We start from the raw sequence: 15,848 nt of genomic DNA, 5'->3' as shown, positions 1-15,848 counted from the left end.
AGCCTGGGTTGTCTGAATACCGACATTGATTTAATTCTTAAAGAGGGGTTCAATTATTTATCGTTCATTTGCATATTATTTACTAACAAATTTAAACTTCGCTGTGATGGAAAGAAAACTTTTACTCGTACTGCTGATCGTAGCTTTGGTTCCGCTTAAAATGATGGCCGAATGGGTGCCGCTGGGCAATAACAAGACCAATGAAACATTGCCAAAAGTAACATTGATAAGTGACGACGGAAGCAGCACTGTTGTCAAAATCGAGCTTTCAGGTTTTAATTTAAAAACACTGGTAACCAGGGATAAGACTTATCAGCAGGTTGATTTGATGGGTGAAAGTTACACGACTGTGCCAGGCAGCCCTGAAATACCTTACATTGCAAAGGTTCTGGCGATCCCCGACCAGGCAGGAGTCACCATCGATATACTCGAAACAGGTACTTTATATACCTATAATAATATTGTATTACCCCCGGCACGCCCAAGTTGGTGGGAAGGTGATGACGAACCTCCTTATCTTGAAAATTCTGATGCTTACAGGTCAGACGAAGCTTATCCGAGTGAAGTTGCAAGTATGGATGCTGCTTCAGTTTTTCGCGATTTCAGGATTTCACGGCTTGCTATTTATCCTTTACGTTATTTACCCGGAAAATCGGAATTGCAGGTCTATTCTTCAATCACAGTTAGGGTTAATTATGATGGTGGAGAGGTGATAAATCCAAAAACAACATCCAAAAAAGCCATTTCACCTTCATTTGCTCAACTTTACCGCAATTTCATTTTTAACTATGATGAAGTCTTGCAGCGGCATTACAATGGCCGCGAGGATGGTCGCGAAGTCATGTTGTGTATTATGCCGGATATCTTTACGGCTAGTTTTCAGATTTATGCCGACTGGAAGCGTGAAAGCGGAACTGATGTTCATGTCACCAAATTCAGTGACATCGGAGCCAACGGCAATAACCCCGATATTGTTAAAAATCATATTGCCGATGCTTATTCTACCTGGGAGAATCCTCCAACCTATGTTTTAATCGTTGGCGATAATGGTGTTTTCCCGAAAAAGACGGTCTCTTATCCCGGTTACACTTTTGCATGGGAGGAGTATTTCGTCACAGTGGATGGTAACGACTATTTCCCTGAAATGATGATCGGCAGGTTTACCAACCAGGAAGATTATCGCATGCAGGTGATGATTAACAAATTCATGCTTTACGAGAAGCAACCTTATACTCAGGATCCAAGTTGGTTTAGAAAAGGGACCTGTTGCTCAAATAATGAATATGAATCGCAGGTAGAAACCAAGCGCTTTGCAGCCGCTCAGATGCTTGATTATGGCTTTACGTCGGTGGATACGATGATGAGCGATGGATATTGGAGTTACAATTGCACCTATAATATTAACGACATTAAAAGTGCCATTAACGAAGGTCGCAGTTATCTGAATTACCGCGGTGAAGGGTGGTATTACGGATGGTATGCCAACTGCTATGATTTCCATACCGACGATGTTTCAAGCCTGAGTAACGGACAGAAGTTCACCTTTGTGACCAGCATCGGATGTGGTGTCGCCATGTTTGATGCTTCAGGTGGCAATTGCTTTGGTGAAGAATGGGTCCAGTTGGGATCTTTGACCAGTCCAAGAGGTGGTGTTGCGTTTGTTGGTCCAACATCCAATACGCACACGACCTACAATAACCGGATTGACAAAGGGATTTATGTCGGCATGTTCCAGGAAGGAATGGATACTCCCGGACAGGCATTGACTCGTGGTAAGTTATATATGTACAATGTTTTTGGTAATGAGTATTATGTCGAATATCATTACAAGGTTTTCTGTGTTTTAGGCGACCCAAGCATTCACATCTGGAAAGATGTTCCGCAGCAGGTAACTGTTGACTATCCGGCTGTTATTCCTGTAGGAAACAATTTCATCGAATTTCAGGTTAATTTTGCAGGAACCGGATTTCCTGTATCCAATGCTCAGGTCACCATCACCGGAGATGAAATCTTTGCTTCCCGATTTACCGATGGAACCGGAAAAGTTACCATTGAGTTAATGCCACTTGTTGAAGAAAACCTCACGGTTACAGTCCGTGGTGGAAGAGTGATCCCGTTCCAGGGCACAATGCAGGTTACTCAGCCTGATGAGTTAATTGAACCTGAAGGTTCACCTGTAGTTGACGATTTGGATGGCAACAACGACGGGCTTGTCAATCCCAATGAAACCTGCAGCATTACTTATACCCTCAAGAACTGGGGAAGCACAATGGCCAACAGCGTTCAGGCCACTCTGTTAACTTCTGACCCAATGGTTCAGATCATTACCGTAAGCCCTGTGTCTTTCGGAAATTTGGCGCCCGGTGCGCAGGTTACAGGATCACCCTTTCAGTTTTTTGTAAGCGAAGATTGCCCGATTGGTCATATCGTTCCACTGCAGTTACATGTGGTCAGTACAAATAACACCTGGGACTATATCTACAATGTTGAGGTAAAAGGATGCATGCTTTCCTATAATAATTTTGTGGTGTTCGATGGTGGTACTGCCAACAACAACTACAGATTGGATCCAGGCGAAACTGCAGTAGTTGTGGTTTCGGTATCAAATATTGGCGAAGATACCGCACCCGACGTAATGGGACTCTTAACCAGCAGCGACCCGTACATAACGATCGTTGACGGAATAGGATCTTTCGGAAACATGGCCATTAATGGAAATGCAACAAATTATATCAATCACTTTGGGGTGAGTGTAGCAGCAAATTGTCCTGCCGGACATATGGCAGACTTTGAATTGAAATTGTCCACACAAAATGGTCTCTATCCATACGAAACCACTTTCGACCTCATCATGCCTGTAGCCCTCCCTATACCACAAGATTACACTGGACCGGATGCCTACGGTTATTACGCTTATTCCAGCGATGATACTTTTTACGATCAAACACCCGAGTACGAGTGGCTCGAATTGGTGGATGTCGGCACCCAGGTTGGATTACCCAGTTTAAGCGATTACACACAAACTGTAAACCTGCCTTTTACTTTCAGATATTATGGTATTGATTATTCCCAGGTTCGAATCAGTACTGACGGATGGATTGCATTCGGCAGCGGAACACAAACCGCACCGGTCAATACAGCTCTTCCCAATAACGATAATGTGAATAATATGGTTGCTGTTTTTTGGGATGACCTTTACGATGATGAATTTTTCATGGGCAAAATGTACTATCACCATGATGCCGCCAATCATCGTTTCATTGTGGAATGGGATAGCATTTCGCATAATAATTTTGTAACCGAACCGGTAAGAGAGGTCTTCCAGGTAGTATTAAATGACCCCAATTACTATGTCACTGCAACTGGAGATGGTGAAATAATTATGCAGTATAAATTTTTGCATCAGCCCGAAACAGCTACTGTTGGTATCGAAAATCATACCCAAAACATTGGACTGACATATGTTTTCGATGCCAGTTATGCTCAAACCGCAACAAACCTGGATAATTATTACGCAGTTAAATTCACTACTGAACCTCCGTTTGAATCTATGGTAGTGTCAGTAGATGACCAGGAATTGAGCGATAATCTGAATTCAAGTCTCAGGCAAAATCTTCCCAATCCCTTCAGCGACAAGACAGACATAAGTTATACATTGTCAGAAGCCGGCTTAGTAAACCTTGAAGTTTACAACATCAGGGGAGATCTGGTCAGGACGCTTGTAAAGGAAATACAAACTGCCGGTGACTTTACTGTGGAATGGAACGGAACAAATGATGCCGGTTATCGTGTTGTTCCCGGGGTGTATTTCTGCCGCCTGCAAACCGAAAATACCATCGAAGCCATAAAGTTATTGATGCTCAAGTAATCTTTAACTTTGGTTTCGGATGTACACTTTCTACGTTCTACTTGGGTTAATAGTTATCGCTACCATTGCTGGTATTGTTGAGTATTACCTGCATCAGAAGCGGATTTATTCCATTCCTATCCGTATCCATATAAACGGCACACGAGGAAAGTCAAGCGTTACGCGACTCATCGGGGCCGGCTTACGATCAGGAGGAATAACTAATATTACCAAAGTAACGGGCACTTTTCCCCGACTTATCATTGAAGATGGTACTGAAACCTACATCCACAGGAAAGCATCAGCCAATATCATCGAACAGTTGGCCATTGTTCGATTTGCTGCAGAGCGCAAGGTGCAGGCTTTAGTCATGGAATGTATGGCACTGCAGCCGCAGTACCAGACCATTACGGAGCATAAAATGATACATTCCAATATTGCAGTGATGACCAACATCAGGATAGACCATACAGATGTTATGGGTCATACGCTCAGCGAAATTGCTGAAACCCTTGGACGAACGATTCCAAAAAATGAACTACTGTTTTCGACCGAAAATGTAATTCCTGAAAAGCTTAAAAAAATGGCTGAAAGGCGAAATACAGTTACCCGTTTCGTACATGCTCAATCTGTTACCTTCGACGAAATGAAGGGCTTCAGCTACATCGAGCATCGTGAAAATGTTGCCCTCGCCCTGGCTATTTGCCAGCATCTTGGAATCGACAGGCAAACCGCCTTGAATGGGATGTATGAAGCCATTCCTGATGCCGGTGTGTTAACCCGACACAGGGTGAAAGCATTTCAGAAAGAGATGGTTTTTTACAATGCTTTTGCTGCCAACGATCCGGATTCTACCTTGTTGGTTTGGAAGAAAATTCGGGATGAGATTGGTTACGAAGGGAAACGGATCATATTGCTCAATACACGTCAGGACAGACTTTACAGGGCACAGCAACTGGCCGAAATGGTAGGTAAAAAAATTAAGAATGAGGTGGATTATCTTATGCTTATCGGTCAGTCGGTGGAGGTGGTGGAACCTTTGGCAGTCAGTTATGGTGTCGAAAAGAAAAAGGTGATAAGTATCGGTTGGACAACACCTGAGAATGTTTTTGAAGCCATTTTGTCCTTAACAGAAAACGTCTCATCCATTGTTGCCATTGGCAATATGGGAGGAATGGGCGCCGAAACCGTCGAGTATTTTAAACATCGAAGCAATTAAAAAATGATTGAATTAGCCATAACTTTAGGTTTAATTTTGAGTTTGCTCTCCTACGAAGTTTTCGGACTGGCAGCTGGTGGCATCGTTGTTCCAGGCTACATAGCGCTGCAGCTCTCACATCCTGATCGTTTGCTGGGGATTTTGGGAGTGAGCCTGGTAACTTTTTTGATCATCAAAGTATTAAGTAATTACACGTTCCTTTATGGTCGTCGCCAAATGGTGCTGAGTCTTTTGATTGGTTGTCTGCTGGCTAATTTTTCTCGTTATTTCCTAACCCTGAATATTGCCAGTACAACGCTTGAGCTTCAGGCAGTAGGCTGGGTAATTCCGGGCTTGATTGCACACTGGTTTGCCAAGCAGGGAATTTTTAAAACCATAAGCGTGCTTTTTGTTTCTTCTGTGTTGGTGAGGTTAATTTTAATATTGTTTTTCGCCGGTGCATTGTTGCCGTAATTTTAACAAAAACGAAATAATGAAATTCAGGGCAAAATCAAGTTTAGTTTTAGGGCTTCTCTTTCTGCTGGCTTTACTGGCACTGATTGCTGTTGAAAATGGGAAAATTGATCAGAAGCAGGATTACTATGACCAAAAACTTGAAGCAGCCCAACTTTGCCAGGCGGCTGCGAATCAATTGAAGAATTTTAGGCTCGAAAAAGGGGTTTTTATTGATGTGGTGAACGATCCCAATCAAACTGCTTTAATTGGCCAGGAATTTACGCTAATTACTACTGACCGGGGAGAAATCGAGGCAAAACTCTCCTCCACAAATCCTAACTTTGCAGCGCTTGTTGTGCAGTTCCTCAAAGATGCCGATTTGCGCCAGAATGATCACGTAGCAGTAGCCTTCACCGGTTCTTTCCCCGGGCTGAATATTGCTGTGATGGCAGCGCTTGAGGCGCTTCGGATGAATCCTGTCATTATAACATCTGTTGGCTCTTCCAATTTTGGAGCAAATGACCCCTACTTCACCTGGCTTGACATGGAAACTGTGCTTTACGAATCCGGTATTTTTCATTCCAGGTCTGTTGCAGCCTCAATTGGTGGTGGATCGGATATTGGGAGGGGGTTAAGTCCCGAAGGACGTGATCTGATCAAAAATGCCATCGGGCGAAACAATGTGGAGTTGATTTATGAAAATCATATCGAAGGAAGTATTTCCAAAAGACTTGAAATCTATGAACAACAAGCAGGTGGACAACCCATTAAAGCATTCATCAATGTTGGCGGTGGAATTGCCAGTTTGGGTAGCCCGGTGAATGGGAAATTGATTCCTGCAGGTCTGACAGAATATCTTCCGATGCGCAACTTTCCTGCTCAGGGGGTGATTATTGAAATGGGAAGAAAAAAAATCCCCATCATCCACCTGTTGAATATTAGTAAGTTGCTTACTGATTATGGACTTCCGGAAAGCCCTGTTCCCCTGCCCGAACCTGGCGACGGTGGAATTTTTACTCAACGAAAGTACGATATCACAACCACTGCCATTGCTACTGCTATTCTGGTTATTGTAATCATACTGGTTTATATCAGCGAAATGAAGCAGCATCAGCTGGGCACTGAGATTGTGAGTACAATAAATCCCATTGATAAATCGCCATCTGACGATAGTCAGTATGATCTTTAATCAAATGATCCATAAAAAATCATCCAAAAAAACAGGCAAATGAAAAAATCGATCTCACTATTATTAATTCTGTTGATCGGGCTTACAGGAACCATGGCTCAGACCACCGGAAAATCTACACTAATTAAACCTGCTAATTATAAAAACAGGGTAACAATTCTGGTTTCGGGAAAAACAAGTTATTATTACTCGCTGAGCAGTGAAAAGGCTTCGGTGATCAGTGTGAATGGACCCGGGAAGCTGCGGATAATAACCAGGGCCAGACTGTCGCCAACGAAAGAAAGTAAGGCAACCTACCAGATCAGGTATGTTGTTAACGGAGGCATACCTCAATATTCGAAAATATCCGGCGCTACTCGTGCTGAAGCTGCTTCCTATGCTGGCGATATTTCCGGAGTCCCTGCGCAGGGTAAAGAAATCGAGATTGCACTTGGCAGAGGTTCCCACACAATCGAGTTCTTCTTGTCGGATGCATCTGTCCATGTGGAAGCCCGTTACCTCTTTACCCCAACCAAAGGTCAAAAACTGGAATGGATTTCCTATTCACCCAATGCGCCTTCTGAGCCTGTTGAGCTGATTTCGAAAGAAACCAATGTGAAATATTATCGTTTCTCGAAGCAAAAACCGCTGAAAGTCGAAATCACCGGTCCCACAGAGTTGCGTGTACTCACACGTATCGAAAATCACTTCAATATGAAAGGCAGAATCCATTACCGCCTGCAGGTCAGGGACAATGATGCCATTCTGAATACTTACCAACTGAGCAGCACACATTCGGAAGAGGCAGTTTACAGGGACAATTCTAAACTGATTCCTGGTAAACCTTGTGAATTTGTAATCGAAGTACCAAAAGGTAAACATGTTTATGAAATATACCCCCTCGATGAAGATAAAAATACCGTGCTGGGCCGAATGCTGATTCCAAAAAAAGATGTAAAACTTGGTAAATAGCAGTTTTCATGCTTGATATTTAACTAATACGTTTAAAGATGAACAATGAAAAACCTAATATAGCGCACTTCCGGTGTAAGCCCTGGATTGTTTTAATTATCCTGCTTTTGGGCTTCCAGGCTGGTGAACTTTTTGCGCAGACTGCAACCCAAAAGAAAAAGCAAACCACTACAAAAAAGATTTCCCAGGAGAAAAAGAGCAAAGGCTTAGGCCTCGATGTGGACTTCGGGATAGGTACCATGTATGATGACAACATTCTGAAGTATTCCGAAAAATACCTTAATCGCTTTATGAATGGTATGGATGAAGGAAGGTTTCATGTTGATACCTATGATGATGTAGTTGTTTCTCCGTCCATTACCTTTGCAAAACCATTCCGGATTTTTGGGAAAAAGCTATCGACTGTGGATGGCGGATTTACTTACAATCTTTATTTAATTAATGATATCAACAACTGGAGTAATTTCAATTTGGGGTTCCGGCAAAATTTTGCCAAACGTGCCAGCATCAAAGTGTTCTATAGTTACATTCCTACCTTTTACATTCGCCATTTTCGCGACGACGACTGGGTGGATGTCTACGGCTACACTCCCATAACTTTCCAACCCTATTCATTTTCGAAGGATACATACGGCTTCTATGTTCAGAACACGTTCTTCAAAAATTCAAGGGTGATGTTCACCTTTAATTACCAGACTTATTATCATAACGAGCACTACACTGAGTATGACAGCGATAATACCCTTTATCGCATCAAGTTATTTCAGCCTTTGCACAAGAAACTCAGACTTGAGCTGATGTATCAGTTTACCCATTCCGACGCTAAAGGTTATGATCAGCCCGATGAGAGTAAATATCATTCAGATGACCCGGATGCTTCCTTTGATGAAGATGGATTTACCGGCGGCTTAATCTGGACGTTACCTCGCATAAAAAAACTAAACCACAGCATTAAAGGTGAGTGTGTAATCTATAAGAGATACTACCTTACGGAGCAATATGTGGAGGTAGACCCTTTGCATGCAGGCAGGGTTGATGATAACCTCCGCTTTTATTTTACATATGATATCGAATTGAACAAGAAATGGTCACTATCAGCATTTTACAACTGGTACTACAGAGACTCCGGTTCCAGTTCCCGGTTAAACGACTGGTACATTTCGGATGAGAAAGATTACAGGCAAAACCAGGTAGGATTGGAAGCCAGATACAGCATTAAATTATAATAATCACAGACAATAATTAACAACATGAAAATGAATAAATTAGTTGCACTTTTAGTGATCAGTTCATTGTGGTTCATGAGTTGCGGAAAACCACACGACCCTGAATCAATCATTTCTCCTGATATCTCAGGCGGATATTCCATTGTAAGTAAATTTACCACACCCGGCACAGCACAGGATGTGATTAAAAAAGACACACTGATTTTTATCGCACAGGGCGAGGGTGGATTGATGATTGTAAACTATGCCAATCCGAACAGTCCTCAAACTGTGTCCATCACAACCGACAATGTGCGGGGTTATTCCACCAGGATTGCTATGAAAGACAGCGCTGTTTATCTTGCTGCCGGCTCCTTTGGAGTTACCGTACTCGATATCAGCAATCCCTATTTCCCGTCAGTTTCCTTCTCGAACTACGGAACAAAACCTGCCAGAGGGCTGCATATTATGGGAGATTTTTTGTTAACGGCAACAAGTGAATTAGGCGTTCAGATTTCGGATATCAGCTTTCCAACACAACCCGACAATCTTGGTCGTGTGACTACTATTGGCTATAGCTATGGATCAGCCAACACTGCCGACAGCGCCTATCTGCTGGTTGCATGCGGCGAAATGGGATTATCTGTTATTGATATCTCCGACATCGGCGGTGGTTTGTACCCGCTTGTTGGCTGGTGCGACACACCCGGAAATGCTGAAGCTGTTGCTGTGTCAGATGTTGGTTCGATTGCCTTTTTAGCCTGCGGAAATTCTGGATTGCAAATTGTTGATTTTTCTGACACAACTAACATTCATATTGTTGGAAGTTTCTATCATAGTGGGTATGCTAAAGCATTAGTTTACAAAGATCAGAAAATATTCCTCGCTGCACGTAAGGGTGGGCTTCAGGTTATAGACGTGGCTGATGTCACCATGCCAAAACTAATTGGTAAAGTTGACTCTGAGGGTGCTTACGGTTTGGATGTCCATAAGCGAGACCAATGGTATGATGTTTACATTGCTGATGAGGAGGAAGGACTGCTTGTCATAACATCTGAAATGCCGGTTGGGAAATAGGTAGATCACCATGAAATGAGGTAATTTTAAAAAAAGTGTATCAAGTGCCTGTAAAACAAGTTAATTCATAATACTTTGAGCAACAAACCCACAGAAAAGCAGCGTTTTGATTTCATTGACCGGTTCCGTGGATTTATTGGGGTACTCATGTTACTTGGTCACACCTCTTATTATTTTAATGCTATCTGGAAGTCTCTCGATCCTTTTGACCCGTTGTTCCCTTCATTGCCGCAATTTTTGCTTCGTTATGCAGGTTACCTCTGTGCTCCCGGCTTCCTGATGATGGCCGGGGCTATGGTCTGGTGGTCGTATAATCAGCGAAGAGCCAAGGGTTCATCGGATTGGTCGGCGAGATGGCACTTTTTACAGCGTGGGCTGTTTTTGGTTTTGATCCAAATGACCTGGGTCAATTCCTCCTGGGGTGGCTTCGAAAGATTTTTGCCCTGGCACCTCGGAATTATTGCAAGCATTGGAATTTCGATGATCTTACTTACGCTTGTCATCAATACACCGTGGTATGTCAGGCTGATGATAGGACTTGCTGCATTGTTGACTCATCCGTTTTTACTCGGGATTTCCTACAACACAGAAGTAGTTTGGGAAAATACTCTCATGCAAACATTTGTGGTTTCAGGCGATTTCAATAAATACCCTGTTCTGCCCTGGTTTGCCCTTGCTTTGCTGGGTTCCGTGATGGCTAATGGCTGGCTGAAACTCTGGAAAACCGATGGAAGGAGAATTGCGATGGGACTGGGTATCGCATCAGCATCGTTTGCTCTTGCCATATTTATCAGGATGCAGCGCGGGTTTGGAAACATTGAACCATTCTCCGATTTTTTTTCCTACTCCTTTTTGATTGATCAGAAATATCCGCCAAGCCTTTTTATGAACCTATGGTTCTTTGCTTTGGTAGTGCTGGGAGTAACCATTTTTATTGCAATCGGGAAAGTAGCTCCAAACCTCCTTAAAATATTCAGCATCCCGGGTAAAGTGCCCATGTTTTTCTATGGTATCCACCTTGCAATTCTTGGGGTATTCACACGAATTTTTCCATCGATTTACCGTGAAGGTGGGGTGACTACTGCACTGATCGGCCTGGCAATCATGCTGCTGATCATGCTTCCGCTTTGCAAGTGGTTTTATGGTGTCAAGCGACGGAGTAATAATTTTATCATCCAAATGATCTAAAACCGGGGAAAATGAAAAAATCAGTTTATTCAGCGATTTTTTTAATTGGTCTTTTTGTTACCCTGGTAGCAATTTCGGGGTGTTCAAGCAGAAGCAGCGTACCTTTTGCAGATGAAGATCAAACAATCATCTATCCTCCTAAAAGCCCGGATGACATTTCAGCAACGATCACCCTTTGCAGGAAAATAAGCAAGAAAACAGGGAAACCGGTGGGAGCAGGGACGGTGTTCAAAATTAAGGAGAAGGAAAACCTCCGTGCAGTGATTGACCTGGAGAATGCTTTCACCCATGGTAATCGCGCTTTGATGTTCCATTTCGACTGGATAAAACCCGACGGAAAATCACTGTTTTTAAAACCTGTAACGCTCTCACCAGGCGATTCGACTTCAACTATCAGCAGTTCAATTTCCATCGCTCCAGAGGTTAGACAACCAGGCGATTACCAGTTGAAGCTTTATTATTTCAGGGAGTTGATTGCTGAAAAGAAATTTACCCTGGTAACAATGTCAGATCCTTCTGAGGATGACGTGACTGCAACGTTGACTTTGTGCAAACGGGTTGATAAGGAAACAGGAGAACCGGTTGATATTGATTCCGTTTTCAAAATTAAAAAGAAGGGGAAACTGCAGGTTTTGGCCAACCTTGAGAACCTGCCCATGGATGATGACGAAGAACTGAAGTTCAGGATTGAATGGATTGATCCTAAAGGACAGGCATTTTTCAAGAAAAGGTTTGATTTTGTGCCTGCCGATTCCATAGCCACGCTCCAAAGTTCTATTTCCATTTCACCTGATAAAAGAGAGCCGGGGTTTTACTCAGCACAGCTTTACCTGGCCAACCAACTAATCACTCAAAAACAATTTGAGCTGGTGAAATAAATGCATTGGATGCAAAACTAATTTTACATCTCAACCCATTTTCCTCCTTCCTCACCTTACCATTCAGTGCTATCCAAAGCATTTTAGCTCATTCTCATCTTAACGAGCTTAAAATTCCAATTAGTAGAGTGCATCAGTCCAAATTGTCCATGTACATGACCGAATATAAATTTTTCCGCCTTTAATAGCGCTGTTAGTCAACCGGTGGAAATATGTTTCTTTCGGCAATAGCCGAATAATTCTCAGTTACTCTTTATACAATTCATCATTTAGTCTGGCACGATACACTAAAAGTATGCTTATGGTTTAACTATCACAATTTAAACTGATTATAAATTTCTTGAAAATTCAAAATAATTGGAATCAACTTGTTAATGGATTGAAAAAGAATTATATTTTTGCAGCTTCTGTTAACATGTTAACAAACAAAAATTATAATCTATTATCAATCAAAATATTAATTAATCAAATTTTGAGAAAATGACAAATACCGATTTATTAGTAAAGGATTTGGTTCATCAGCACGGTAAAAAGCGCAACAGTTTGATGGCTGTGCTGCAAGGTGTGGTAAAGGAGGAAAGGTTTCTTTCAGAAGATGCCCTGATCGCAGTGGCACGCGAGTTTGACCTCTCTGCCGCGGACGTTTATGGTACAGCGTCATTCTATACTTTTCTTGACACCATTCCACGTGGGAAAAATATCATCAGGGTATGCAAAACAATTACATGTCACATGAAAGGAAAAGACGAAGTGTTATTGGCACTGGAAAACATGTTAAAAGTCAAGGCAGGTGAAACAACCCATGACAGGAAATTTACTTTGCTTACGGCCAATTGCCTGGGTTGGTGTCATAAAGGACCGGTAATGCTTGTCAACGATGAAGTTTATCCGGAACTCACCCCTCAAAAAGCCATTGAAATCATTGAAGAATATTCAAGACATTAAATTTCAAACAATTAACCAAAAAATAGAATATCCGTTATGGAAAAAGTACTAAAGAAAGTTGATATAATTTTTGAAAATGGTGATGATTACAACCCAATGGCCATTCTTGAAAATGAATTGTCGCGTCCGGGTGATGAGATTATTCTCGACCTGATTGATTCAGGGTTAAAGGGACGTGGTGGCGCAGGGTTTCTCACCGGTTTGAAATGGAAATTCACCCGAAATGAAGACAATGACGTGAAGTACGTGATATGCAATGCCGATGAAGGAGAACCAGGAACGTTCAAGGACAGGGAGATTCTCGACACGGTTCCCGAGAAGGTGCTTGTTGGTATGGCTATCTGCAGTCATGCGATAGGCGCTAAAGAAGGCTACATTTATCTAAGGGGTGAATATAATTTTTTATTGAAGAAGCTACAACACAAGATTGATGAATTCAACCGTGCGATCGAAGAGCGTGGAATGGATTTCAAAATTTATCTTCGTTCTGGTAGCGGCGCTTACGTTTGCGGTGAAGAGAGTGCCTTGTTCGAATCCATGGAAGGATACCGTGGAGAACCAAGAAATAAACCTCCATATCCCACTGTATCAGGATATAACAATAAACCGACGGTTATCAATAATGTCGAAACACTGGTTTATGTCACCATGATCTCAAAATTGGGGCCTGAAAAATTTAAGGAACTTGGCACAAAAGACTCAAGGGGATCAAAGGTTTTCAGTGTTTCGGGCGATACACCCATCCCCGGGATTTATGAACTGGAGCTGGGGATGTTGTTGGGACAGTTCGTTGATGAGTTTGCTGATGGCGACGCCAAGGCCGTTCAGGTAGGTGGAGCATCGGGGAATTGTGTGCCACGTAAAAAATTCGCTGATACGATCATCGGATTTGAGGGGATACCTACCGGCGGTTCAATGATGATCTTCAACAGCACCCGCTCGATGTACAATGTGTTACACGATTATCTGGAGTTTTTCACCGAGGAATCCTGCGGACAATGCACTCCGTGCAGGGTCGGCTGCCAGCAATTGCTCAAAGGTATAGAAGCAGTAAAAAGAGGAGAAAAACCACCTGCCTATCTCGACGACCTGAAAAAACTCACTGCTACCATGAAAATTGCGGCAAAATGCGGCCTGGGACAGTCGGTTTCTAATCCATTCAATTCGATCGTGGATAACTTCAGAGAAGAAATTATTTATTAATACCAAAAAGAAAATACAATGAGCAAATATCATGTAAATCTTAAGATTAACAATATACCTGTCCAAGTAGAAGAGGGAACAACCATATTGCAGGCAGCGCGAAAAGTGAATATCCGTATTCCGACCCTTTGCGATCACCCCGACCTTCACGTCGCCGGCAATTGCCGTGTTTGCGTGGTGGAAGTAAAAGGGGCAAGACTATTATCGGCGGCTTGTGCAACACCGGTTTCCGAAGGAATGGAAATCATCACCAACAGCAAGAAAGTAAGAACTTCTCGCAAACATATCATTGAGCTTTTACTTTCGGAGCATAATGCTGATTGTACAAAGTGTTTCAAAAATGGTCATTGTGAGTTGCAAAATCTCGCCAGCGAGTACCGTGTTGGCGATCATGTGTTCCTCAACCTTGTGAAAGAAAAAGATAAGATTCCGGACATCAGTTCCCCATCCATTGTTAAAGACAACAGTAAGTGCATTCGCTGCCAGCGTTGTGTACGCACCTGTGCCGACCTGCAAGCCGTCAGTGCACTTGCCGTGGTTAACAAGGGAGAACATCAACGAATTTCTTCTTTCCTCAACAAACCAATGCATGATGTAGTCTGCACCAATTGCGGGCAATGTATCAACCGCTGCCCTACGGGAGCACTCACCGAACGAAACTACATAGAAGAGGTTTGGGATCACATCTATGATCCGAACAAATTTGTAGTGGTTCAAACTGCCCCTGCAGTCCGTGTAGCCCTTGCCGAAAGCCTGGGTTTTGATCCCGGATTGAGGGTTACAGGCAAACTCGTATCAGCTTTGCGAAAAATTGGATTTAACAAAGTGCTTGACACCGATTTTACTGCCGACTTAACGATCATCGAAGAGGGTACCGAGTTGCTCACAAGATTGAAAAAGGCGCTGGTTGATAAAGATGAAAAAGTCGTTTTACCTATGATGACCTCCTGCTCTCCGGGTTGGATCAAGTTCCAGGAGCACATTTTCCCCAACATGCTCGATAACCTTTCCACCTGTAAATCGCCGCAGCAGATGTTTGGTGCACTGGCAAAAACTTATTATGCCCAAAAAGTTAACATCAAGGCACAGGATATGATCGTGGTCTCCATTATGCCTTGTACTGCCAAAAAATATGAAGCTGCCCGTCCAGAAATGAGAGACAGCGGCTATCAGGATGTGGATTATGTGCTCACTACCCGCGAACTGGCCATGATGATCAGACAAGCCGGGATTGATTTTGAGAAACTGGAAGATGATCACTACGACAGTATCCTTGGTGAATCAACCGGTGCTGCAGTGATCTTTGGCGCCACCGGTGGGGTAATGGAAGCGGCATTGCGCACTGCCTATGAAATTGTAACCGGAAGGCCTGTACCCTTCAAGAACCTGAACATTACAGCTGTACGTGGAATGGAAGGGGTGAAAGAAGCGACTATTCCCATCAGCAATGTGAAACCGGAGTGGTCCTTCCTTGAAGGGGCAAATCTGAAAGTTGCGGTTGCTCACGGCCTTGCAAATGCAAAAGAGCTGATGGAAAAAGTAGAGAAAGGGCAGGCTGAGTATCATTTCATTGAAGTCATGGGATGTCCGGGCGGATGCCTTGGAGGTGGTGGTCAACCAATACCCACCTCGCCTGCAATTCGCGAGAAACGTGCTCAGGCCATTTATGCAGAAGATGAAAGCATGATCCTGCGAAAATCACATGAAAATC

12 protein-coding genes are annotated in these 15,848 nt (G+C 43.0%); all 12 read left to right on the top strand.

Annotated features, from left to right (window positions below; translation table 11 throughout):
• Positions 1–106 precede the first annotated feature (106 nt).
• Entirely contained in the window at positions 107–3,868 is a 3,762-nt protein-coding gene (locus IH598_01360) for a T9SS type A sorting domain-containing protein (GenBank protein MBE0637152.1), read from the top strand.
• A gap of 19 nt (positions 3,869–3,887) precedes the next feature.
• Entirely contained in the window at positions 3,888–5,066 is a 1,179-nt protein-coding gene (pgsB, locus tag IH598_01355) for a poly-gamma-glutamate synthase PgsB (protein MBE0637151.1), read from the top strand.
• Positions 5,067–5,069: 3 nt separating this feature from the next.
• Positions 5,070–5,519, top strand: coding sequence for a poly-gamma-glutamate biosynthesis protein PgsC (pgsC, locus tag IH598_01350; protein ID MBE0637150.1), 450 nt, complete (start codon positions 5,070–5,072; stop codon positions 5,517–5,519).
• Between the two features lie 19 nt (positions 5,520–5,538).
• Positions 5,539–6,690, top strand: a complete 1,152-nt coding sequence (pgsW, locus tag IH598_01345) for a poly-gamma-glutamate system protein (GenBank protein ID MBE0637149.1) — start codon at positions 5,539–5,541, stop codon at positions 6,688–6,690.
• A 39-nt stretch (positions 6,691–6,729) separates the two neighbouring features.
• Complete coding sequence (locus IH598_01340; protein ID MBE0637148.1) at positions 6,730–7,641, top strand: hypothetical protein; 912 nt, start codon at positions 6,730–6,732, stop codon at positions 7,639–7,641.
• A 38-nt stretch (positions 7,642–7,679) separates the two neighbouring features.
• Positions 7,680–8,867 (top strand): hypothetical protein, encoded by a 1,188-nt coding sequence (locus tag IH598_01335; protein MBE0637147.1) that lies wholly within the window; start codon positions 7,680–7,682, stop codon positions 8,865–8,867.
• A 30-nt stretch (positions 8,868–8,897) separates the two neighbouring features.
• Complete coding sequence (locus tag IH598_01330) at positions 8,898–9,923, top strand: hypothetical protein (protein MBE0637146.1); 1,026 nt, start codon at positions 8,898–8,900, stop codon at positions 9,921–9,923.
• Positions 9,924–9,998: 75 nt separating this feature from the next.
• Positions 9,999–11,111 carry a DUF1624 domain-containing protein gene (locus IH598_01325; GenBank protein ID MBE0637145.1) on the top strand — a complete coding sequence of 371 codons (1,113 nt, stop codon included), beginning with the start codon at positions 9,999–10,001 and terminating at the stop codon, positions 11,109–11,111.
• An 11-nt stretch (positions 11,112–11,122) separates the two neighbouring features.
• A complete protein-coding gene (locus IH598_01320; protein ID MBE0637144.1) occupies positions 11,123–11,989 on the top strand; it encodes a hypothetical protein in 867 nt (288 codons plus the stop codon).
• A gap of 480 nt (positions 11,990–12,469) precedes the next feature.
• On the top strand, positions 12,470–12,934 hold the full coding sequence (locus tag IH598_01315; protein ID MBE0637143.1) for an NAD(P)H-dependent oxidoreductase subunit E: 465 nt from the start codon (positions 12,470–12,472) through the stop codon (positions 12,932–12,934).
• A gap of 36 nt (positions 12,935–12,970) precedes the next feature.
• Entirely contained in the window at positions 12,971–14,137 is a 1,167-nt protein-coding gene (locus tag IH598_01310) for an NADH-quinone oxidoreductase subunit E (protein ID MBE0637142.1), read from the top strand.
• An 18-nt stretch (positions 14,138–14,155) separates the two neighbouring features.
• On the top strand, positions 14,156–15,848 hold a 1,693-nt coding region (locus IH598_01305; GenBank protein MBE0637141.1), incomplete at its 3' end, for a (2Fe-2S)-binding protein.

The organism is Bacteroidales bacterium (assembly GCA_014860585.1).
Taxonomy (GTDB): Bacteria; Bacteroidota; Bacteroidia; order Bacteroidales; family 4484-276; genus RZYY01.
This window is presented reverse-complemented; position numbering and strand designations above follow the sequence as displayed.

What these genes read in the sequence shown, in the direction of transcription:
- IH598_01360 (MBE0637152.1), top strand. Translation starts at nt 107, where the DNA reads ATGGAAAGAAAACTTTTACTCGTACTGCTGATCGTAGCTTTGGTTCCG.
- pgsB (MBE0637151.1), top strand. Translation starts at nt 3,888, where the DNA reads ATGTACACTTTCTACGTTCTACTTGGGTTAATAGTTATCGCTACCATT.
- pgsC (MBE0637150.1), top strand. Translation starts at nt 5,070, where the DNA reads ATGATTGAATTAGCCATAACTTTAGGTTTAATTTTGAGTTTGCTCTCC.
- pgsW (MBE0637149.1), top strand. Translation starts at nt 5,539, where the DNA reads ATGAAATTCAGGGCAAAATCAAGTTTAGTTTTAGGGCTTCTCTTTCTG.
- IH598_01340 (MBE0637148.1), top strand. Translation starts at nt 6,730, where the DNA reads ATGAAAAAATCGATCTCACTATTATTAATTCTGTTGATCGGGCTTACA.
- IH598_01335 (MBE0637147.1), top strand. Translation starts at nt 7,680, where the DNA reads ATGAACAATGAAAAACCTAATATAGCGCACTTCCGGTGTAAGCCCTGG.
- IH598_01330 (MBE0637146.1), top strand. Translation starts at nt 8,898, where the DNA reads ATGAATAAATTAGTTGCACTTTTAGTGATCAGTTCATTGTGGTTCATG.
- IH598_01320 (MBE0637144.1), top strand. Translation starts at nt 11,123, where the DNA reads ATGAAAAAATCAGTTTATTCAGCGATTTTTTTAATTGGTCTTTTTGTT.
- IH598_01315 (MBE0637143.1), top strand. Translation starts at nt 12,470, where the DNA reads ATGACAAATACCGATTTATTAGTAAAGGATTTGGTTCATCAGCACGGT.
- IH598_01310 (MBE0637142.1), top strand. Translation starts at nt 12,971, where the DNA reads ATGGAAAAAGTACTAAAGAAAGTTGATATAATTTTTGAAAATGGTGAT.